Origin of the sequence: Nocardiopsis sp. NPDC006198 (assembly GCF_040613895.1) — a bacterium.
Taxonomy (GTDB): Bacteria; Actinomycetota; Actinomycetes; order Streptosporangiales; family Streptosporangiaceae; genus Nocardiopsis; species Nocardiopsis tropica.
Window position 1 is genome coordinate 1 of record NZ_JBEXSY010000072.1, and the last position, 21,551, is coordinate 21,551.

Below are 21,551 nucleotides of genomic sequence, written 5' to 3' on the forward strand. Positions count from 1 at the left end.
GCAGCCCGCGTGCGGCTTCGAGCTGGAAGGAGGCCGTGAGCACCCGGACCAGCGGCAGGGTGTGCTCGTCGATACCCAGCCGTCGCAGGTCCGCGTCCTTGACATGCTCGAAGAGGCGCTCGGGAACGGACTCCGCCATCCGCTTCATATGGGGGATGCTCGCGTCCAGCGCTGCGATGTCACGGATCTCGATGGCGCCGGTGACTGTGTTCACCGACGCCTTGCGCCTCTTGGCCCAGTCGTAGGCGGCATCGTGCGGCAACACCTTGAGCAGGGTGTAGGTGTCGCCGTTCGGCGGGGCCAGCAACACCCCGCGCCAGAACTGGTCGATGCGGATGGTGCGCATGCGGTCGTCGCGGGCGCCGGTGATCTTCTCCAGGTGCAGACCGGCGTGGGTGGCGTGCTCGAACTTGGCGAACACCTCGCCCACACGTTCCCTGACCTGCTTTTCGAGACTGGGGAACTCGAGGAGAAAATCCTTGTCGAGGGCGAGTTGGGCCACGGCTGGTGTCCTAGCGTCGGGGGTGTCTGGGGGAGAAAGAAAGTGGAGGCCGTGGCGGTGGGCGGCTCGGCAGTGGAGGCCGCGCACGGGGCAGGGGCGGCCCGTCGGAGGACCGAGGGGTGGGGATGCCGCGGCGCATGAAACGGATCCTTGCCGGGAGGGGACGACGGAAACCGGAGCTGGTGGTTCCGAGTACCAGAACGTGCCTCCTCAACCTAACGTTTCCGAGCTTTCACTGCTTGGGTGTTCTCGTCCCGGTTGCCCACTCGTTATCCGGAATGACCCGGGCGCTCTCGTTCGTCCGCCTTCGAGTTTCCATGCGCCTCGGAGGCGCCGTGCGGTGTCCGGGGAACTCACCCGGGGGTGACTGCGACGATCTGCTCAACGGAAGACCCGCCCCAGGGCGAACCCGTACATTCTGTGCGGGCTCGGCAGCGACGGGGGATGGAGCACCCCGGGAATCGGTTCGAGGTCCGTCACGAAACCGATGACGCGGTCGTACACCTCTATCGCGTTCCGGGGTCGGTTGCCCGGTTCCTTCTCCAACAACGCGGCCACCATCTCGCACAGCTCGACCGGAACCTCGGGTCGCAGGTCGCGTACCCGCTCGGGCTTCTCACCGACCTGTTTGGACGCCAGGGCGAACGCGGTGGACGCCGTGAACAGCCGCCGTCCTGTCAGCATCTCGTGCAGTACGCAACCCAGCGAGTACAGGTCGCTGTGCGCCGTGCTCTCCCCGTTCAGCAGCTGCTCGGGCGCCATGTAGGCCGGAGTGCCGGGGATGTCCCCGCTCCGGGTGATCTGGGACATGTCGGTGCGGCCCAGAGCGACGGCCAGACCGAAGTCCAGGACTTTCACGCTGCCCTCGGGTTCCAGGATCAGGTTGCCGGGTTTCAGGTCCCGGTGGACCAGGGAGGCCCGGTGGGCGGAGCCGAGAACCGAGCACACCTGCGCGGTAAGGCAGGCGGCCCAGCCCACCGACAGTCTTTCCTGCTCGGCGATGAGATCGTGTACGCCGATGCCGTGGACGCGCTGCATCACCAGGTACGGAAGCCCGTCCGCGGTGCCGGTGTCGAAGACCGCGGGCACCCCGGCGTGCTGGAGGCCGGCGGTGATGCGCGCCTCCCGGTGGAAGCGGCGCACCATGTCGGTGTCCTCCACCCCCTGGGGGAAGTGGAGGAACTTGACGGCCACCTCCCGGTCGAGGCGGATGTCGTGACCGACCCACACCTGTCCCATGCCCCCGCGGCCGAGGGGAGCCCGTCCGAGCTCGTAACGGCCCGCGAGCAAGCGGGGCTTGTTGGAGGAGGGGGCCGGGTTCATACCGTCGTCATTTCTGGGGAACGGGTCTGGAGGCTGTGGGGCGGGTCTTCGCCGTCGAGGCCCGGCCGCGCCGGAGGAAGGCCACCGTATCGGGCGCTGACACAGGGGTCACGTCCGTCCGGAGGCCGACCGTCGATGAGGACTCGGGAGGGGATGAGCTCACGCCTGCTCCCCTCGGTACTCAGGCGTCCCTCGACCTCGATCACGGTTCCCCGGGCATGGGCGGCCAGAGCGGCACTGTAATCATCTGCTTCGAGCCGGACCAGAACGGTTCGCTCCCGGCGTGACTCGGTAAGGGGAGGCTTTCCCGCCCAACGGGTGATCGGTTGGTTGCGCAGGTCACGCTACAGGGGGTGACAAGTCACTGGCAACGCGAAGGAACGACGGCCCCGACCGACGGTTCTGCGCCCTCGGAGCCCGGTGTACGGGCGGCCGGACGTCCGGATCCTCGCACCCGTCGCTGGGCCGCTCACTCCGGAGCGGAGGTGTCCTCAGGCGCGGCAGGTGTGTCCGGCCTCAACACCCCGCTCGTCAGCCCCTCCCTCGCCAGTTCCGCAGCAGTGGCGGCGAGCGCCGACAACTCCCGGGCCTGACGCTCGAAGTCCGCGACGGCACGGAAGGCGGCCCCGTACCGGCGTTGCTCCTCCACACTCAGCTTCGGGACGTACGAGGCCCGGGCATCGGTGCGGAAGGTACCGCTGGTGCTGGTGGAGCGCCGGGTGTTGGACGCACTGCGAAGGAACCCGTTGAGGAAGTCGGTGTCCAGCTGGTCGTCCACCGCTCGCAGGGAGTCCCCGTCCACGTTCACCAGGCCCTCGTCGACCAGGTCGGCTATCCGGACCCGGCTCTCGGCCACGGCCGGCCCTCCCGCGGTGAGCGGGGGAAGGCCGTCGCCCAGACGGCCGGCCAGGGCACGCAGTTTCTCGTGCGCGTCGGCGAAGGCGTTCGGCAGGTCGCTGACATCGGGCGTGACATGCCTCGCCGGGTTCAGGTCGACCGCATCGCCGAGCAGGTCGATGAGGGGGACCTCCGCGTCCGGCTCCTCCGGCAGCTGCCACGGGCCGTCGGGCGGGGCCGATGTCAGATCCCACATGCGGACGGCGGACGCGCTGTCCCTGTCCGAGACCGGTCTCCTCAGCAGCCACAGGTGGACGGGTTGGGCATGCGCGGCAGCCAGGCCGGCGGGCAGGGCGATGACATCGGTGAGCAGACCTCGCCGCACGAGGTCGGCGCGGATGCGGCGGCCGGTGCGCCGGTAGGCGCACGACGTGGACATGACCACGGCGGTCTGGCCGCCGGGAGCGGTGTGCGCGTAGGCGTGCTGGAGCCAGGCCAGCTCGCTCTCCGCCCTGGGGGGCAGGGCCAGTTCCCAGCGCGGGTCCATGAGGAGTTCCTCGCGACCCCAGTCGGTCGTCGCCGGGGGCGGATCGCACACCACGAGTTCCACCTGGTGGTCGGGCCACTGGTCGGAGCGCAGAGAGTCCCCGACGCGGATATCGGCCGTCTCATCGTGTTCCAGGGCAGAACGGGCCTGTGCGAATCGGACGGCATCGGGGTCGATGTCCTGCCCTGTGCGCGAGGCCGATGGGGCGCCCACTGCGAACAGCAGCGAACCGGTGCCGCAGGCGGGGTCGAGGACACTGGTGGCCGAACGGTCGGTGAGGGCGGCCACCGCCCTGGTCAACCGTGTGGTGGACGCCGACGCGGTTCCCGAGCGCTCGTGGGAATTGAGGAAACGCGTCGTCAGAGCGGAGGTGACGTGGGACGGTGAGGTCTCCTCCACCAGGGACCGTACGAGTCGGAGGGTGGGCTCTCCGAGCTCCTCCGTGTGTCCCTCCGCCAGGTACTCGGCGACGTCGGCCAGGCCCCGGAGCATGTGAGCGGGGTACTCGGCTCGCAGCGCTTGCCACAGCTGGACCTCCGTGGATTCCTCGACGCCCTTGTTCTGGCTGTCCAGCCAGGCCCGGATCTGCGAGACGGCGAAGAGAGGGCTGGAGGAGGTCCCGCCGCTCGGGGAGGGGAAGTCGTCGTGACGACGCCGCCAGTTGGAGACGGCGGCACGGGTGACACCGGCGAGACGGGCGACGTCGGCTGCGGTGACCTGCTGCTCGTCGCTGACAGACTGGTCGCTGGAATCCATGCGTTCACAGTACACGCGAGCTTCGAGGGGGGATTGCGCCAGGGTGTTTGCGTCGTCAACGCTTCCAGGGGTGGGGGATGGAAGGCATGCTCCGTGTGCCGGCCACGCGGGTGGGCTTCCTGCTGGTGTAGTCCTCGGTGCATGCGAACAGGGACCAAAGGCCTGTTGAAGGCGCTGATTTCCCGGGAACGGGACGAAGAGCGGAGTTGCGGATGTCGTCCTGGTAATCCGCTCCGGTGCCTCAGGCGTCCCTCCTGTTGTTCGGGCGTGGTCGATATAGCTACCTCTTCATCCTGTCGTCCGATGTCTCAGCGTTCTTCGTCGGGGTTGTCCACTCCCGCGTCCGACATGTATGTTGGCAAAGTAAACAGCACATCCTTATCCATGTAACGGAACTCCGTGAACATGTGGGTGGATCTTCGGCTCTGGGAGCATGGAGCGCCGCCATGAAGCGGGTGTGGACACGGCAGAACGCGAGGGACGAGCGATGGAACGGCAGTACGTGGCGGATCGGTTCCGCCTGCGCGGGATCCTCGGTCGGGGCAACATGGGCGAGGTCCACCGCGCTCAGGACACCGGTACCGCGGAGGACGTGTCAGAACACGATGTTGCGGTCAAGCTCATTCTGCGCCGTCGCTCGGGTGCGCCGGTAGACCCTGCAGAGAAGTCCGTGCGGCGCTTCGCCCGGGAGGTCGAGATCATGCGCCGCCTCGACCACGCCGGTATACCACGCATCGTGGACGGCGGGGTGGACACGACCGGTGGCGACCACCTGCCCTATCTCGCCATGGAGCTGTTGGACGGGCGCACCCTGCGCGACCTCGGGGACGAGGAACCCCAGTTGCCCGTCTCCTGGGTGGCCGCGATCGGAGCCCAGATCGCCGATGCCCTGTACGCCGCGCACGGGGAGAGGATCATCCACCGCGACCTCAAGCCCGCCAACGTGATGATCGTCCACGGCGGACGCGTCAAGGTCCTGGACTTCGGTATGGGTCTGATCGTCGACGACCCCGACATCAGCCGGATCACCAGCACCGACACCGTCGTCGGCACCGCCCGCTACATGGCCCCCGAACAGTTCGAGGGGGCCAAGGTCTCCAGTGCCGCCGACCTGTACGCCCTGGGATGCGTCCTGTACGAACTCCTCGCCGGTGCCCCTCCCTTCGACGGCACGAGCCCCTACGACCTGGGGCACAAGCACAAGTTCGACCAGGTCCCCCCGCTGGGACTCCTGCGAGGGGACATCCCCCCGCCGCTCACCTACCTGCTCGAACAGCTCCTCGAGAAGAAGCCGACCGACCGCCCGGCGAGCGCCGCCGAGGTTCGCGAGGCGCTTCGCCCGCTGGCCGTGGGTGAAGGCACGGTCGAGGGCTGGGCCGACTTCGACCCGCGCTCCCACCTGCCCGCCCCCACTCCCGCGGCCGTGCTGTCCGACACGACCACGGGCCGGCGTGTGCACGACGCACCGCTCGGCGTCATGGACGTCTTCTCCCTGCACCAGCAGGTCATCGAGGAGTACCGGGCCTTCACCGAGGGCGGCACGGTCATCCGCGACGACCGCATCGCCGCCTTCCTCAAGGACAATCTGGACGCGAAGTCGCAGTGGCCCGACCCCTGGCTCTCCCTCAACCCCTTCTTCGCCTCCGGCGGCACGGTCCCCGAACTCGTCAACGAGGGCCTGCTGCACAAGGAGTGCGCCAAGATCTTCCAGAGCGGGAAGGCCGAAGGCAGCACGGTCTGCGAGGGACGTCCCCTGACCCTGCACCGGCACCAGCGAGAGGCCATCGAGGCGGCCGGCACCGGTGACTCCTACGTCCTCACCACCGGTACCGGATCCGGCAAGTCGCTGTCCTACATCGTGCCGATCGTGGACCGGGTCCTGCGCGAACGCGACCGCGAGAAGGCCGAGGGCCGCAGGACCGACCGGGTCCGGGCGATCATCGTCTACCCGATGAACGCCCTGGCCAACAGCCAGCTCAAGGAGCTGGAGAAGTTCCTGGTCAACGGCTACGGTGCAGGACGGGAGCCCGTCACCTTCGCCCGCTACACCGGCCAGGAGAGCGAAGCCAGGCGCAAGGAGCTGCGCGACAACCCGCCGGACATCCTGCTCACCAACTACGTGATGCTGGAGCTGATGCTCACCCGGCCGGGCGACCGGACCTCCCTCATCAAGATGGCCCGGGGACTGGACTTCCTCGTCTTCGACGAGCTCCATACCTACCGCGGCCGCCAGGGCGCCGACGTGGCCCTGCTCATCCGCCGGGTCCGCCAGGCGTGCGAGGCGCCGGAAGTGCAGTGCGTGGGCACCTCCGCCACCATGTCCTCCGAAGGGACGGCCGACGACCAGAAGCAGGTGGTCGCCGACGTCGCCACCAAGATTTTCGGCACCCGGGTACGGCCCGACAACGTCATCACCGAGACCCTGGTCCGTGCCACCGCATACGCCCCTGCGCGGGTCGAGGCCGAGCGCCTGAGCGCGCCGGACGCCCCTCGCTCCTACGACGATCTGCACCGTGACCCCCTGGCCCGGTGGATCGAGAGCACGTTCGGCCTCACCACCGACCCCAAGGGACGCCTGGTCCGCCAGAAGCCCACTCGGGTCGAAACGGCCGCCGCCGAGCTCTCCCGGGACAGCGGTGTCCCGGAGGAGCAGTGCGTGGAGGCGATCCGGCGCACCCTGGAGGCGGGGGCCGAGGCCTTCCATCCCGGCAACCGCCGTCCTTTGTTCGCCTTCAGGCTGCACCAGTTCCTGTCCAAGGGCGACACCGTCCACGTCACGCTGGAAGACACCGAGACCCGCTTTCTCACCCGCGAGTACCAGCTGGAACAGCCCGGCACGGACGGCCACGTCCTGCTGCCCCTGGCGTTCTGCCGCGAGTGCGGCCAGGACTACATGACCGTGTGGCGGGTGGAGAAGCCGACCGGCACCGTCTACCAGTCCAGGCGCGACACCACCGCGGCTGCGGACGGGGCCGCAGAGGGCTACCTGTACGTCTCCCCGGACGCCCCGTGGCCGTCGAGCATGGAGACGGTTCTTGATCGGCGTCTGCTGCCGGAGTCCTGGCTGGAGGTGGACGACAACCACCAGGAGAACGTCCGCAAGAACTTCCGCGCCCACGTGCCGCGCGCCGTCACGGTCGACGCGCAGGGCGTCGAGGGGCGGGGAGAGCTCCAGGCCGCCTTCATCCCCGCACCCTTCCTGTTCTGCCTTCACTGCGGTATCAGCTACGAGCAGAAGCGCGGTAGGGACTTCGCCAAGCTCGCCAGCCTGGACCAGGAGGGCCGTTCTTCCGCAACGTCCCTGGTGTCGGGCACCATCGTGCGCGCCCTCAAGGCCGTGCCCGAGGACTCCCTGCCCCAGGCGGCCCGCAAGCTCCTCACCTTCGTCGACAACCGCCAGGACGCCTCGCTCCAGGCGGGCCACTTCAACGACTTCGTGCAGGTCACCGAGCTGCGAGGAGGCCTGTACCGGGCTCTGGTGGAGGCCGGGGAGGAGGGACTGACCTCCGAACACCTGGCTTCCCGCGTCGCCGAGACCCTGGCGCTGAAGCCCGCCGACTACTCCAAGAGCGCCAATCCTCCTCCCCGGCTCGCAGGCCAGGCCGCCAGCACCCTGCGCGACGTCATCGCCTTCCGCCTGTACCTGGACCTGGAACGCGGCTGGCGGGTCACCATGCCCAACCTGGAGCAGACCGGTCTGCTCCGCGTGGACTACGCGGACCTGGACTGGGTGGCGGAGCAGGAGGACCGCTGGGAGGAGACTGTCCCCGAGCTGCGCGGCGCCGAACCCCATGTGCGCAGGGTCGTCCTACGCGCCCTCATGGACGAGATGCGGCGTGGGCTGGCCATCGACACCCCCTACTTCCGGGACGAGGCCTTCGAGTCCCTCCAGAGCGCTAGCGAGACCCGCCTGGTCGACCCGTGGGTGCTGTCCAGGAGCGACCGGCCACGGGTGGGGGTCGCCTACCCGCGCCCCTCCAGCCCGGGCATGAACCGGACCGGCCTCTTCCTGTCCGGGCGGGGCAAGTACGCCAAGTACCTCGGACGCATGCACTTCAAGGGCTTGCACGCCGACGAACTCCAGAAGATCATCGCTCAACTCCTGGGGGTTCTGGCCGGCGCGGGCCTGGTCCATGAGACGAGGGAGGCCCCGCAGGGCCGCCACAACCGGTTCCGCCGCACCGACGGTGACTCCGTCACCGGGTACCAGGTGGACGCTGCCTGCCTCGTCTGGAAGGCGGGGGAGGGCAGGTTCGGTGCGCAGGATCCGCTGACCCGCACCTACGCCAGTGGCGACGGCCCCCGCGTCAACGTCTTCTTCCGCGATCTGTACCGCGGCGCGGCCGCGTCCCTGACCGGCCTGGTCGCCCGTGAGCACACCGCCCAGGTGCCGCCCGAGATCCGGGAGGAGCGCGAGGGGCTGTTCAGCGAGGCCGAGCTGAAGCTCCTGTACTGTTCGCCCACGATGGAGCTGGGGGTGGACATCAAGGAGCTCAATGCGGTCATGATGCGCAACGTCCCGCCCACTCCGGCCAACTACGCGCAGCGCAGCGGGCGCGGCGGCCGCAGCGGACAGCCTGCGCTGATCACCACCTACTGCGCCACGGGCAACAGTCACGACCAGTACTACTTCCGCAGGTCGGACCGCATGGTCGCCGGCGTGGTGCAGCCGCCGCGCCTGGATCTGGCCAACGAGGACCTGGTCGCCGCCCACCTGCAGGCCATCTGGCTCGCCGAGACCGGGATCAAGTTGGGCCGGGCCGTCCCGGAGGTCGTGGACGTCGACTACGACGAGACACAGCGCGTCCCCGATCCGGTGCTCCGGCTCCAGGACGACCCGCAGAGCAAGATCGACGATCCGGCTGCCCAGCGGCGCGCTGTTGCCGCCGCGCGAGTGGTGTTCACCGACGTGTTCCCTCAGCTGGAGGAGATGGTCTGGTGGGACGATGCGTGGCTGGAGCGTCTGGTCACGAGCGCCCCCGATCGCTTCGACCGGGCCTTCGACCGTTGGCGGGGCCTGTTCCGGGCCGCCCTGGTGGACCAGGCCGAGCAGAACCGGCGCGTGCTGGACCACAGCCTGAGCGAGCGGGACCGGCACAACGCGGGACGTCGCCGGGCCGAGGCCGAGACACAGATCAAATTGCTCAAGAACGAGAGCCAGGACAGCAAGTCCCTGCTGAGCGACTTCAACCCCTACCGCTACCTGGCCAGTGAGGGTTTCCTGCCCGGGTACTCGTTCCCGCGTCTGCCCCTGGCCGCCTACATCCCCACCCGCCGTACCCGTTTCGACGAGGGAGACTTCCTCCAGCGGCCCCGTTTCGTGGCGATCCGCGAGTTCGGCCCCGGAGCCCTCATCTACCACGAGGGCTCCAGGTACCAGGTGACTCGCATCCAGCTGCCGCCGGACTCCACCGGCGACCTGGCGACCGGTACGGCCGCACGCTGCGAGCACTGCGGCTACCACCACGAACCGGAGAGGCTCGCGGACCGCTGTGAGCTGTGCGACCATCCGATGGGCGCCTCCACCCACGGCCTGCTCCAGCTGCACACCGTGTACACGACCAAGCGGGAGAAGATCTCCTCGGACGAGGAGGAGCGGCGTCGCGCCGGGTTCCGCCTGGTCACCTCCTACCGTTTCCAGGACCACGGCGAGCGGCTCGGCCGCCAGGACGCCAAGGTCGCGGATCCGGCTGGGGCCCTGGCCACCCTGCACTACGGCGACTCGGCGACCGTGCGCATCACCAACCTGGGGCGGCTGCGGGCCAAGGACAACGAGCCCGACGGCTTCTGGATGGACCCGGGCACGGGCAAGTGGCTCAACGAGCAGGACGCGAAGAAGGCTGTCGGGGACACCAACGAACTGCCGCTGATCGAGGACGGCGGGGAGGAGCGCGGCCACCGCAAGCGTGTGATCCCCTTCGTCCAGGATCGGCGCAACATCGTGGTCCTGCACCTGGACCAGGCCCTGCCCCGCGAGCAGGCCCTCACACTCATGTACGCCCTGGAGCGGGGGATCGAGGCGGCTTTCGAGCTGGAGGACGCCGAACTCACCAGCGAGCTGCTGCCTCCCGAAGACGGTCCCCGGGACCGGATCCTGTTCACCGAGGCCGCCGAGGGCGGTGCCGGTGTGCTGCGCCAGCTCCAGGCCGAACCCGACAAGCTCGCCAGGGCCGCCCGGACGGCGCTGGGCATCTGTCACATGGACGAGGCCGGCGTCGACACCGGCACGGCATGTGCCCGCGGTTGCTACGACTGCCTGCTCACCTACGGAAACCAGGGGCACCACCAGCACATCGACCGCCGCCTGATCCGTGACCTGCTGCTGCGTCTGGCCGACTCCGAGACGCTGCCGACCGGTCAGGGCGTCTCGCGCACCGAGCAGATGAAGCGGCTGAGCTTCGAGTCCGACACCAGCCTGGAGCAGGACTTCGTCACCTGGCTCAAGGACCACGGCCACCGCCTTCCCGACGACGCCCAGGTGCTCGTCGCCGAGGCCTCGGCCAAGCCTGATTTCGTCTACCGGCTCCCCGGCGCCCAGGTCGCGGTGTTCGTCGACGGTCCCGTGCACCGGGACGCCAGGGTCGCCGAACGCGACGCCGAGGCCGAGGAGCGCCTGGAGGACGCCGGCTGGGAGGTCGTCCGTATCCCCCACGACGCGGAGTGGGCTCCGATCATCGCCCGCTACGAATCCTTCTTCGGCCCCGGATCCCGCCGCTGACCTTCGCTGATCTCCTTCCGCCTCCACGTGATCCTGTACTTGTGGCGAGGTCCGACGCCCGGGCACGCTACAAGTACAGGGTCACCGTGACAGGGGCCGGCACAGGCTTCCCACCGGCCCCTGTCGGCCCCACCCGTCCCGCTCTTCCCGACCACCCGACACGACGTGAGGACCCCCTCCGCATGACCACCGCGTACGCCCCCGGCTCCCTGGTCTCCGCCAGGGGCCGCGAATGGGTGGTGCTCCCCGAGAGCGCCGCCGACATGCTGGTGCTGCGCCCCCTGGGCGGCAGCGACGACGACGTGGCCGCGCTCTTCCCGGCCTTCGAACCCGTGGAGGCGGCCAGCTTCGCCCCGCCCGACGCCACCGACCTGGGCGACTCCCGCGCCGCGGGGCTGCTGCGCTCGGCGTTGCGCATCGGCTTCCGCTCCGGCGCGGGCCCCTTCCGCTCCCTGGGCGGGATCGCCGTGCAGCCCCGCGCCTACCAGCTCGTCCCGCTGCTCATGGCGCTGCGCCAGCAGACCGTGCGCATGCTCATCAGCGACGACGTCGGCATCGGCAAGACGGTCGAGGCCGGTCTCATCGCCGCCGAACTCCTCGCCCAGGGCGAGGCGAGCGGGCTGGCGGTGCTGTGCTCCCCGGCGCTGGCCGAGCAGTGGCAGGAGGAGCTGCGCACCAAGTTCGGCATCGACGCCGAACTCGTGCTCTCCTCCACCGTCTCCCGCCTGGAGCGCGGCCTGGACCTGGGGCAGTCGCTGTTCGACAGGCACAAGCACGTCATCATCTCCACCGACTTCATCAAGTCCACCCGGCACCGCGACGACTTCGTCCGCCACTGCCCGGACCTGGTGATCGTGGACGAGGCGCACACCTGCGTGTCCTCCGACGAGGCCAGGACGAACCAGAACCAGCTGCGCTACGAGCTCCTCCAGAAGGTCGCCGCCGATGAGGACCGTCACCTGCTCCTGGTGACCGCCACCCCGCACAGTGGCAAGGAGTCGGCCTTCCGCAACCTCCTCGGCCTGGTCAACCCCGAGCTGGCCACCGCCGACTTCGACACCAGGGTCGGGCGGGAACTGCTGGCCCGCCACTTCGTCCAGCGCAAGCGCGCCGACGTGCGCCAGTACCTGACCCGCGAAGGCGACGGCCTGGTCGACGACAGCCTCGCGGAGAAGACCGCCTTTCCCTCCGACCGCGCCTTCAAGGACGAGAAGTACAAGCTCTCGCCCGCCTACCGGTCCCTGCTGGACGACGCCATCGCCTACGCCGGCGAGCGGGTCGAGCACGCGGGCACCCTGGGGGATCGGGAGTACCGGGTCGCCTGGTGGTCCGCGATCGCCATGCTGCGCTCCCTGGTCTCCTCGCCCCGCGCCGCAGCCAAGACCCTGACCACCCGGTCGGCCACGGCCGCCGCGAAGACGGCGAAGGAGGCCGACGAGCTCGGCGCGCCGCTGGTGCGGGACTCCGCCGACGCCGACGCTCTGGAGGGAATGGACACCGCCCCCGGCGCCGACGTCAGGCCCGACGGCAGCCCGGCGGCCAAGCTGAAGGAGCTGGCCGCCCGCGCCGCCGCGCTGGAGGGAACTGACCAGGACGCCAAGCTCAAGGCACTGGTCAAGCACCTCAAGGGGCTGCTCGCCGACGGGTACAACCCCATCGTCTTCTGCCACTACATCGACACCGCCGAGTACGTCGCCTCCTACCTGTCCGGCGAGTTCGAGGAGGAGGGCAGGAGCGGGCGCAACCTGCTCAACAAGGGCGGCAAGGGGGGCTGGAAGACCACCGTCAAGGCGGTCACCGGATCCCTGTCCCCGCAGCAGCGCGTCCAGCGCATCGAGGAACTGGCCGAGGAGACCGCCGCCGAGGCGGCCCGCCTGGCCGAGGGCGGGCAGGGCGCCGCCGCCCGCCGGGTCCTCATCGCCACCGACTGCCTGTCCGAGGGCGTCAACCTCCAGCACTACTTCGACGCCGTCGTCCACTACGACCTGGCGTGGAACCCCACCCGCCACGACCAGCGCGAGGGCCGCGTCGACCGCTACGGCCAGCAGCGCGACGAGGTCCGCGTCATCACCCTGTACGGGGACGACAACGGCATCGACGGCAAGGTGCTGGAGGTGCTGCTGCGCAAGTACCGGCAGATCCGCAAGGACCTGGGCATCGCCGTGTCCGTGCCCGACGAGATGTCCTCCGGCGTCACCGACGCCATCGTCGAGTGGGTGCTCCTGCGCTCCCGCCAGGGCGAGCAGGAGGCCCTGTTCGGCACCGACGAGGTCAGCGTGAAGGGCGACGCGCTGGAGGCCGAGTGGAAGTCGGCCGCCGACCGGGAGAAGCTGTCCCGCTCCAAGTACGCGCAGCGCTCCATCCACCCCGAAGAAGTGGCACGGGAGGTCGCCGCGGTCCGCGAGGTGCTGGGCGGCACCGGTGAGGTCCGCGCGTTCGCCGAGGAGTCCCTGCGCGCCCTGGGGGCGCTGCTGCGTCCCCTGGGCGAGGGGGGAAGCCCCGGAGGGGGAGGGGCCGACGGTTTCACTGCGGACGTCTCCGGAACCCCCGCCGGCCTGCGCGACGCCCTCGCGCCCGTGATCGGCCCGGCCGCCGTGGAGGACGGCAAGCCGTTCCCGTTCCGCGACACCGCCGCGGTGGCGCGCGGCGAGGCCGCCCTGGTGCGCACCGACCCGGCCGTGGGAGCCCTGGCCTCCCACGTGCTTGACACCGCCCTGGACGAGGCCGTGGCCGGGCCCCGGCCCGCCCGCCGCTGCGGCGTGGTCCGCACCCGGGCGGTCGAGACCCGCACGACGATGCTGCTGGTCAGGTATCGCTTCCACCTCACCCTGCCCTCGCGGCACGGCACCCGTCAGCTGGTCGCCGAGGACGCCCGCCTGGTCGCCTTCCAGGGCGCGCCCGAACGCGCCGTGTGGGTGGACCCACAGCAGGCCCTGACACTGCTGGAGGCCCGGGCCGACGCCAACACCGACCCCGGTTACGGCGAGCGGACCATGGCCAAGACCCTCGACGGCCTGGCCCACACCGCCGACCACCTCGCTGCGTACGGCCGGGAACTGGCCGACGGACTCGCCGACTCCCACCGCCGCGTGCGCGGGGCCTCCGGCGACATCCGACGCGGTCTGAGGGTCAAGGCCCAGGAACCCGCCGACATCCTCGGCGTCTACGTCTACATGCCCGCCCCGACCGATTCCACCGCAACCGCCACACCCGCCGGAGGCAACGCCTGATGTCCGCCATCGCACGCAACCAGGTGTTCTCCGCCGTGCACACCGTGGGCGGGTTGCTGCCCGCCGACATGCTCGTGCGCATCGCCGAGGGCAAGGACGTGCCCGGGGCCAAACCCGCCGACTACAAGGTGGTGGGCTCCCGGTCGGTCAACGACGACGCCGAACGCCACTGGGAGTATCTCAAGTCCGTGTGGAAGGACCTGCGCAAGCAGCTGCCCGCGGACAAGGACGGCTCCCCGGCCTCCGATCCCACCGGGATCGCCCTGACCCAGTGGGTGGAACCGCTCTTCGGCGAACTCGGCTTCGGAGTCCTGACGACCGTCGCCGGCGGGAGCATCACCGCCGACGACGACCCCGAGAAGACCTTCCCCCTCAGCCACCGCTGGCGGCACGTGCCCATCCACGTCCCGGTGTGGGGGACCGAGCTGGACAGGCGTCCCGGCGGCGCCGGGACCGTGCCGCCGCAGTCGCTGGTGCAGGAAGCGCTCAACCGGACCTCCGCACACCTGTGGGCCGTGGTCACCAACGGCCGCCAGCTGCGGCTGCTGCGCGACTCCAGCGCGCTCGCCACGGCGTCGTACGTGGAGTTCGACCTCGAGGCGATCTTCGACGGCGAGCTGTTCAGCGAGTTCGTACTGCTGTACCGGCTGCTGCACGTCTCGCGGTTCGAGGTCGCCGAGGACGCCGCCCCGTCCGGCTGCGTGCTGGAGAAGTGGCGCACCGATGCCGTCACCTCGGGTACCCGCGCCCTGGAACAGTTGCGAAAGGGGGTCCAGGAGGCCATCACCACCCTGGGAACCGGCTTCCTCAAGCACCCCGCCAACAGCCGCCTGCGCGAGAACCTGGACGCCAAGGAGCTCCACGGAGCGCTGCTGAGGATGGTGTACCGGCTGCTCTTCCTGTTCGTGGCCGAAGACCGGGACGCACTGCACCCGCCGAACGCCCCCGAACAGGCGAAGGAGCGCTACGCGGCCTACTTCTCCTCAGCGCGGCTGCGCCGCCATGCGCGCAAGCGTCGGGGGACCACGCACGGAGACCAGTACCGGGCGCTGCGGATCGTGCTCGACGCCCTGGGCGGAAATGGTGAGCAGAACGAGGACGGGCGCCCTGAGCTGGCGTTGCCCGCTCTCGGTGGCCTGTTCACCGACACAGAGGCCGACGCGCCGCTGCGCGGGTTGGAGCTGTCCAATGAGGCTCTGCTCGGAGCGGTTCGGTATCTGGCCCAGGTGCGCGACCCGGGGTCGCGTCGCTGGCGCGGGGTGGACTACCGCAACCTGGACGCCGAGGAACTCGGTTCGGTCTACGAATCCCTGCTGGAGCTGGTACCCCGGCACAGTGCGGTCGACCGCACCTTCGAGCTGGTGGAGGTGGCCGGGAACGACCGTAAGACGACGGGTTCGTACTACACGCCTTCGTCACTGATCGAGACCCTGCTGGACTCCTCCCTTGACCCGGTCATCGATGATGCCGTCAAGCGCGGTGAGGAGCAGGCGACCAAGGCGGGGGAACCTGATCCATCCGAGACGATCGTCGCGGAGCTGCTGAAGCTGACGGTCTGCGACCCGGCGTGCGGCTCCGGGCACTTCCTGGTGGCGGCGGCTCGACGGCTCGCGAAGCGGGTCGCGGCCGTCCGTGAGCGCAACCCCGAGCCCACGCTCGACGCGGTCCGCCACGCCATGCACGAGGTGGTGGCGCGGTGCATCTACGGCGTGGACCTCAACCCGATGGCCGTGGAACTGGCCAAGGTGTCGCTGTGGCTGGAGGCGCTGGAGCCGGGCAAGCCGCTGAACTTCCTGGATGCCCACGTCAAGCACGGCAATGCCCTGATCGGTGCCACGCCGAAGCTGATGAAGGACGGCATTCCTGACGCTGCTTTCATCGCCACGGAAGGCGACGACAAGAAGCACGCCAAGGCTTTCGAGAAGATCAACATGAAGGAGCGCGGAGGCCAGGAGAGTCTTTTTGACATCGAGAGTGCGTCGGTGAAGGTTGCCAACACCACTTTTGCGAGCGGCCTGCGACAGATCACCATGTCTTCGGTTGACTCCTTGCGGGATGTCCGTCGTCAGGAGGAGGCATACGGCGCCTGGTCTCAATCAAGTGAGTACGTTCGCGCTCTGCATCTCGCAGATGCTTGGTGCTCGGCATTCATGTGGGTCAAAACCGCTGATAAACCTCGCCCGGTCACGGAAGGCGTCTTCCAGGCTTTGCAGGACCCGGCGGGCGCTGGAGCTTCAACGGCGATGAATGAGGAGATTGCTAATCTGCGTGACCAGTACCGATTCTTTCACTGGCACCTGGAGTTTCCGGACGTGTTCACCGTCCCCGAGAGTGGAGCTGGAATCAACTCGGATACCGGCTGGGAGGGAGGGTTTGACTGTGTGCTGGGGAATCCGCCGTGGGACAAGTTGGATTTTGAAGACAAGAAATATTTCAGTGTAGTTGAGCCTCGCATTGCGGAAATTTCTGGGATCGCTCGACGTGCTCGTATTTCGGAGTGGGTTGTGGAGCACCCGGAATCGGGGAGGCAGTACTATCGGGCCAGGCGTCAGGTGAAGTCTACCTTCTTCTTTGTTAACAAGTCAGGCCTTTTTCCTCGATGTTCGGAAGGGTTGAAAGTTGGGGGCGTCAACTCTCTGCAAACGGATCATTTGTTTATGGAGAGGTTTGGTTTTCTTGCGAAGAAGCTAGGTCGGTACGCAGCGATTGTCCCGACGACGGTAGCTACGAGTGCCGGCGCCCAAAAGCTATTCGGAGACCTTGCTAGGCGAGGTGCGATTCGGATTCTGTACGGATTCGAGAACGGAAAAGGCCTATTTCCGAGCGTGGACTCAAGGTATCAATTTTGCGTTATCTCCTTGGTTGGAATCGGGCTTAGGGAGCCTAAGACCGGACTCGCTTTCTTCCTTCAGGGGGTCGAAGAAATTGACTCCGGGGGAAAATTTTTTGAGCTCAGCTCTGAAGACATTAGGCAGATTAACCCAAATACTAGAACTCTTCCGGTATTTCAAGGTGCCAGAGATGCTCAAATAACCGCGAGCATCTACCGGAGGAATCCCGTAATCTGGAATAAGTCTGATCCGAATGGAAATCCGTGGGATATCAAATTTAAGCGTCTTTTTGATATCACGGATGATTCTGGATTGTTTCGATCGTATGAAGATCTGAGATCTTCGGGTTGGATGTTGAGGGGAAATGTTTTTTCGTCCGGTTCTGAACGAATGCTACCCCTTTATGAAGCTAAGATGTTCCGTCATTATGATCATCGGTGGGCCACTTACTCGAAGGATGGGGAAATTCGTGACGTTGATCTGGAGGAGAAACGAAACGCGGATTTCGCAGTTCTTCCGCGATACTGGGTTCCGGAATCTGACGTTCCGAGTGGAGAAGTGCAAAACAATGGTTCTCCAGTAGTCATTCCTGGTGTGCGAAAAAAGCTTGACATTCTGGGTTGGGAAAAAGATTGGCTTCTGGGGTGGCGGGATATCTGTCGCTCCACTGATGAACGGACTATGATTAGCAGCGTCTTTCCGAGGGTTGCAACTCCCGATGGTACTTTGCTCATGATGCCCAGCGTGGGTCCAATTTCTGGCTTGGTTGCCTGCCTTTCTTCCTTTGCTCTTGATTATGTTGCCCGCCAGAAAGTTGCCGGAACTCATCTTAAATTCTTCACTGTATTTCAGATAGCGATTGTCCCTCCTGAGAGGCTACGGGGTTTTGAAAAATTCATAGAATCGCGTGTTGTGGAGATGGCCTACACTGCCTGCGACATGGAACTTTTCGCTCGGGATCTAGGAGACGAAGGTGCACCGTTCCGGTGGAATGAAGAGCGCAGGGTCATAATTCGGGCCGAGCTGGACGCGTTGTTCTTCCATCTCTACGGGATCAGCCGCGATGACGTTGAGTACATCATGGAGACCTTCCCGATCGTGAAGCGGAAAGATGAGGCGAAGTACGGCACCTACCGGACCAAGGACCTCATCCTGGAGATCTACGATCGGATGGCCCAGGCCGGCGTCTCGCCCGAGACCCCGTTGATCGACGGCGAGAACTTTATCTCTGCCCTCACCCCGCCGCCCGGTCACGGCCCCCGCCACGTCCCAGCCTGACCCACCAAGCACGAGGCGAGGCCCCGCCTGCTGGCTCACAGCAGGCGGGGACGAACGCTCTTGGGGGAGTGTTAGTGAAGGTCGTCCTTGGCGGTGCCGAGGAAGGCGTGCCACTCGTCAGCGGCGAAGCAGAGTACGCCCAGTTCGCGGTGCTTGGTGTCCCGGACCCACGTGACCGGACCTTCCGAGACCTCAACACACTCGCCGCGCTCAGCGCTATAGCTGGAGGTATGCCAGGGGGTGGTGTGAACCAAGCTCGTCTCGATGGCTTCCTGCTCAGTCATCAGGGCTTCTCCAGATCGTCCGCGAGGTCGCGGATGAAGTCTTGCGTGTCGTCCAACGGCAGAGCAGCGGCCAGCATGTACTCGAACCTGCTCTCGTGATCGGCCAGCTCCTTGGGTCCTTCGAAGAAGTGTCCGCTCGGAAGGACGTCGATGTATCCGACCCGGTCGGTTTCGCCGAGATGCAGCAGGGTGTAGCCGCATGGCTGCGCCATTCCCTTGGACAGTAGCAGGACCTGAATGTCGATATTCGGGCGCTTGTTCAGCTCCATCAGGTGCTGGAACTGGGTTCGCATCACCTCTGGCCCGCCGACGAGACAGCGAAGCGCTGATTCGTCGATGATCGCCCAGATCCGGGGTGGGTTGTCGCGATCCAGGATGCTGGTGCAGCGCTCGATCCGGGCTGCGACGCGCTTCTGTCGCTCCTTCGGGTCCACTACGAACCCGCGTGACATCAAGGCCTCGATGTAGTCGGGGTGCTGGAGAAGTCCCGGAACGACGCCCATCGCATACTGCTGGATCTTGGGCGCCTCGTTCTCGAGGCTGTAGAAGGCGTTTCCCGCTACGTCCTCGTGCTGGAACCACCAGGGCTTCTGCTTGCGAGCGGCCTTGGCGATCTCCACCAGCTCTTCCCGAAGGGCATCACTTGCGCCGTACAGGCGGCAGAGTGCGGCCACCGCCTCCGTCGTCAGACGGACGAACCTGCCGTTCTCGATTCGGTAGAGCTTGCTGGTGTCCCAGCCCAGTTCGTCGGCGACCTGCTCCTGAGATAGCTCGGCCTGAGCTCTCAGCCGCTTGAGCTGGCTCACCAGGTAGTGCCTGCGGACGGGGGAGCCCTGGGCCACGGCAGCCTCCTTCGTTCCATGGACGTCGCGCCGGTCGGCGTAGGTCGGGGACATCATCTCACCGCACCCAAAGAGGACATGTGTTCATAATGCGGGCCACTTTAAATGCAGGCCTTGTAAGTTTGATGGCCTGTATCTAGCTTAGGAGTGGAAGCGGAGCCCGGACGGACGTTGGTCGGGCTCGGCGATGAGCGAGCACACAGAAACTTCATGGAGGACTGTCATGACCGTTGAACAGCGGATACGTAAGCACGGGAACGGCGGAGGCGCCGATGGTGCGCCTCCGGACCCCTGGACGCGGTTCGGGGCACGGGTGCGGGCCGCGCGGGAGAGCGCCGGGATCTCCCTCCAGCAGATCGGCTCGGACATGGTCACCGACCACCGAAAGATCAGCCGGATCGAGGAGGGGGACCAGATCCCCGACCTGCGCACGGCGATGGGTCTGGACCGGGCGCTCAACGCCGAGGGGGTCCTCTGGGACGCGTGGGCGCAGACCCACATCACCGCGCGGCTCAAGGAGGGCGCGACCGTCGCCGACCTCCTGGAGCAGGTCTTCCAGCTGCGTGCCTACGCACCCCTGGTGATTCCCGAACCCTTCCTCATCGGCGACTACTCCGGGGCCCTCGACCGGATCGAACGCCCTCTGGAGGACCACCGCAGGCTCAAGGACCGCCCCCGCATCGGCAGCCACCACACCGCGGGTTCCGGACCGCCCTACTTCGGGCTCGTGGTGGACGAGGCCGCCCTCACCCGCGTCGTCGCCGACGCCGGAGTCACACGGCGTCAGCTCGAACACCTGCATGAGCTCACCACACGCGAACGCGTCGCCCTCCACGTCATCCGCGAGGACGCCACCCACCACCCCGGCCTGCGCGGCGCGTTCTGGACGCTGTCCTTCTCGCCCCGGCACGCACTCGCCTACACCCCGCACCCGCGCGGACCCGGCCACCTCGTCACGGACGCGGTCCAGGTCAAGGGCTACGCCGACCTCTTCGCGACCCTCCAGGGCGTGGCCCTGCCCGCCCACGAGTCGGTCCGGCTCCTGGAGAAGGCCGCCGAACGGCTCGCACCCCCCGCATCGGCTCCGAGCCCCGGCGCGAACGTGCCGTCCCAGCCGTCCCCCGGCAAAACCTTTCCGGAAGCCGAGCTGCGGGCGTTGACCGCGGGACACGTTCCGGCGCACGTGTTCGGTCACTGACAGATCCGGGCCCAGACGTCCGGAGAGCGATGGCTCCCTGACCCCTGTTCCATCCCCCACGTGCCCCTGGCCGGGCATGAATGAGCTCTGGCGGGTGGGTCGAAGCACCCCCAGAGCACGGCCAGCGTCAACCACTTCTTCCAAAGGAAACACTGACATGGCCATTGTGCCGCAGACCGCCCCGTCCGCCTACCCGGGGCGGTCCTGGAACGCCCGCCTGTACCCCGGGACCCTCGCCACCACCGCCCGCTTCCGTGACGACCTCCGCCACGACCTGGCCGAACTCGCCGGAAGCGCTCCCGACCTGTTGGACGACCTCCTCCTGTGCGGCAGCGAGATGTTCGCCAACGCGGTCAACCACACGCGCTCCGGTCGCGCCGACGGCCGGGTCGTCCGCACCCTGTCCGTCCCCGCCGCCACCGACTGCGGGGCCACCCTGCGCCTGTCCGTCATCGACGACGGCCTCCCCGACGACAGCGCCGGGGTCCCCCACATCCCGGTGCAGCGCACCACCCAGGAGTGGGAGGACGCCGAGTGCGGCCGGGGCCTGCTGCTCGTCTCCCACCTCGCCACGGCGTGGGGAACACGCGCCGTCGTCGACTTCCGGTTCTGCGGCGCGCTGGGCACGGTCGTCTGGGCCGAGTTCACCCACACCGCCTGCTCCTCCGGCCTCGCGGCGGGGTGCTGATGAGCGCCGAACCCTCTACACGCGTCCGGCGGGCCCTGGACACACCTCGGGGACAGCGCTCCGCCCACCCCGGAGCGGCCCATCCACGCTCTGCGGCCCCGACCGGTCGCAGCGCCCGCGAACAGCGGCTCCTCGCCCAGATGCGCGACAACCCCCGCGTCGCCTACCGCCTCGAACACGGCGTCCTGCCCGCCTGGATGGAGATCCAGAACGCACGCCTGGCCCAGAGGCCCTCGGCCACCGCGCCCTCGCCGTCCCGTCCGGCCGTGCTTTCGGTGCCGCGCCCACGACCCGCCTCCGACGACGGACCTCCGTCACCGGTGCCCGCCCCGCGCCGGACACGACCGCCTCTGCCCCGCCGACCGCACAGCCACCGCAAGCCGCGTCGACGGGCCCGCGCCACCTGGCGCCTGACCGCCTACACCCTCGCCGCCGCGGCCGGCGCCCTCGCCCACCACCTGTCCGCCCTCATCCTCTGACCCTCGACACGCCCCAGGCCGGGTGGCTTCCGCTGCCC

General features: G+C 67.8%; 10 protein-coding genes and 1 pseudogene. 6 read left to right on the top strand and 5 right to left on the bottom strand.

The window, feature by feature from the left end:
* From ABZ234_RS29620 to ABZ234_RS29630, 3 genes and pseudogenes are all read right to left on the bottom strand, one after another.
* Positions 1 to 502, bottom strand: a pseudogene (locus ABZ234_RS29620) (DNA helicase); the annotation flags it as partial.
* Between the two features lie 381 nt (positions 503 to 883).
* A complete protein-coding gene (locus tag ABZ234_RS29625) occupies positions 884 to 1,825 on the bottom strand; it encodes a serine/threonine-protein kinase (RefSeq protein WP_355014196.1) in 942 nt (313 codons plus the stop codon).
* Positions 1,826 to 2,294: 469 nt separating this feature from the next.
* On the bottom strand, positions 2,295 to 3,965 hold the full coding sequence (locus ABZ234_RS29630; protein ID WP_355014197.1) for an N-6 DNA methylase: 1,671 nt from the start codon (positions 3,963 to 3,965) through the stop codon (positions 2,295 to 2,297).
* 487 nt (positions 3,966 to 4,452) lie between these two features.
* Between ABZ234_RS29630 and ABZ234_RS29635 the strand changes: the two genes are divergently transcribed.
* The 3 genes from ABZ234_RS29635 (at position 4,453) to ABZ234_RS29645 (ending at position 18,022) form a co-directional block, all read left to right on the top strand.
* A complete protein-coding gene (locus tag ABZ234_RS29635; RefSeq protein ID WP_355014198.1) occupies positions 4,453 to 10,683 on the top strand; it encodes a protein kinase in 6,231 nt (2,076 codons plus the stop codon).
* Between the two features lie 182 nt (positions 10,684 to 10,865).
* A complete protein-coding gene (locus ABZ234_RS29640) occupies positions 10,866 to 13,913 on the top strand; it encodes a DEAD/DEAH box helicase (RefSeq protein WP_355014199.1) in 3,048 nt (1,015 codons plus the stop codon).
* On the top strand, positions 13,913 to 18,022 hold the full coding sequence (locus ABZ234_RS29645) for a DNA methyltransferase (RefSeq protein ID WP_355014200.1): 4,110 nt from the start codon (positions 13,913 to 13,915) through the stop codon (positions 18,020 to 18,022). Before ABZ234_RS29640 ends, ABZ234_RS29645 begins: the two co-directional genes overlap by 1 nt.
* 71 nt (positions 18,023 to 18,093) lie before the next feature.
* Here ABZ234_RS29645 and ABZ234_RS29650 read toward each other — a convergent pair whose 3' ends face one another.
* Both ABZ234_RS29650 and ABZ234_RS29655 read right to left on the bottom strand, forming a co-directional pair.
* The gene (locus ABZ234_RS29650) at positions 18,094 to 18,306 is read right to left on the bottom strand and encodes a DUF397 domain-containing protein (protein ID WP_355014201.1); all 213 of its coding nucleotides are present in this window, start codon (positions 18,304 to 18,306) and stop codon (positions 18,094 to 18,096) included.
* Complete coding sequence (locus ABZ234_RS29655) at positions 18,306 to 19,112, bottom strand: helix-turn-helix transcriptional regulator (RefSeq protein ID WP_355014202.1); 807 nt, start codon at positions 19,110 to 19,112, stop codon at positions 18,306 to 18,308. The genes ABZ234_RS29650 and ABZ234_RS29655 overlap by 1 nt, the downstream gene beginning before the upstream one ends.
* Positions 19,113 to 19,371: 259 nt before the next feature.
* Between ABZ234_RS29655 and ABZ234_RS29660 the strand changes: the two genes are divergently transcribed.
* From ABZ234_RS29660 to ABZ234_RS29670, 3 genes are all read left to right on the top strand, one after another.
* Positions 19,372 to 20,346, top strand: coding sequence for a helix-turn-helix transcriptional regulator (locus ABZ234_RS29660; RefSeq protein WP_355014203.1), 975 nt, complete (start codon positions 19,372 to 19,374; stop codon positions 20,344 to 20,346).
* 157 nt (positions 20,347 to 20,503) lie between these two features.
* Entirely contained in the window at positions 20,504 to 21,034 is a 531-nt protein-coding gene (locus ABZ234_RS29665; RefSeq protein ID WP_355014204.1) for an ATP-binding protein, read from the top strand.
* Positions 21,034 to 21,513, top strand: a complete 480-nt coding sequence (locus tag ABZ234_RS29670) for a hypothetical protein (RefSeq protein ID WP_355014205.1) — start codon at positions 21,034 to 21,036, stop codon at positions 21,511 to 21,513. The genes ABZ234_RS29665 and ABZ234_RS29670 overlap by 1 nt, the downstream gene beginning before the upstream one ends.
* The last annotated feature ends 38 nt before the right edge of the window (positions 21,514 to 21,551 follow it).

What these genes read in the sequence shown, in the direction of transcription:
- ABZ234_RS29625 (WP_355014196.1), bottom strand. Translation starts at nt 1,825, where the DNA reads ATGAACCCGGCCCCCTCCTCCAACAAGCCCCGCTTGCTCGCGGGCCGT.
- ABZ234_RS29630 (WP_355014197.1), bottom strand. Translation starts at nt 3,965, where the DNA reads ATGGATTCCAGCGACCAGTCTGTCAGCGACGAGCAGCAGGTCACCGCA.
- ABZ234_RS29635 (WP_355014198.1), top strand. Translation starts at nt 4,453, where the DNA reads ATGGAACGGCAGTACGTGGCGGATCGGTTCCGCCTGCGCGGGATCCTC.
- ABZ234_RS29640 (WP_355014199.1), top strand. Translation starts at nt 10,866, where the DNA reads ATGACCACCGCGTACGCCCCCGGCTCCCTGGTCTCCGCCAGGGGCCGC.
- ABZ234_RS29645 (WP_355014200.1), top strand. Translation starts at nt 13,913, where the DNA reads ATGTCCGCCATCGCACGCAACCAGGTGTTCTCCGCCGTGCACACCGTG.
- ABZ234_RS29650 (WP_355014201.1), bottom strand. Translation starts at nt 18,306, where the DNA reads ATGACTGAGCAGGAAGCCATCGAGACGAGCTTGGTTCACACCACCCCC.
- ABZ234_RS29660 (WP_355014203.1), top strand. Translation starts at nt 19,372, where the DNA reads ATGACCGTTGAACAGCGGATACGTAAGCACGGGAACGGCGGAGGCGCC.
- ABZ234_RS29665 (WP_355014204.1), top strand. Translation starts at nt 20,504, where the DNA reads ATGGCCATTGTGCCGCAGACCGCCCCGTCCGCCTACCCGGGGCGGTCC.
- ABZ234_RS29670 (WP_355014205.1), top strand. Translation starts at nt 21,034, where the DNA reads ATGAGCGCCGAACCCTCTACACGCGTCCGGCGGGCCCTGGACACACCT.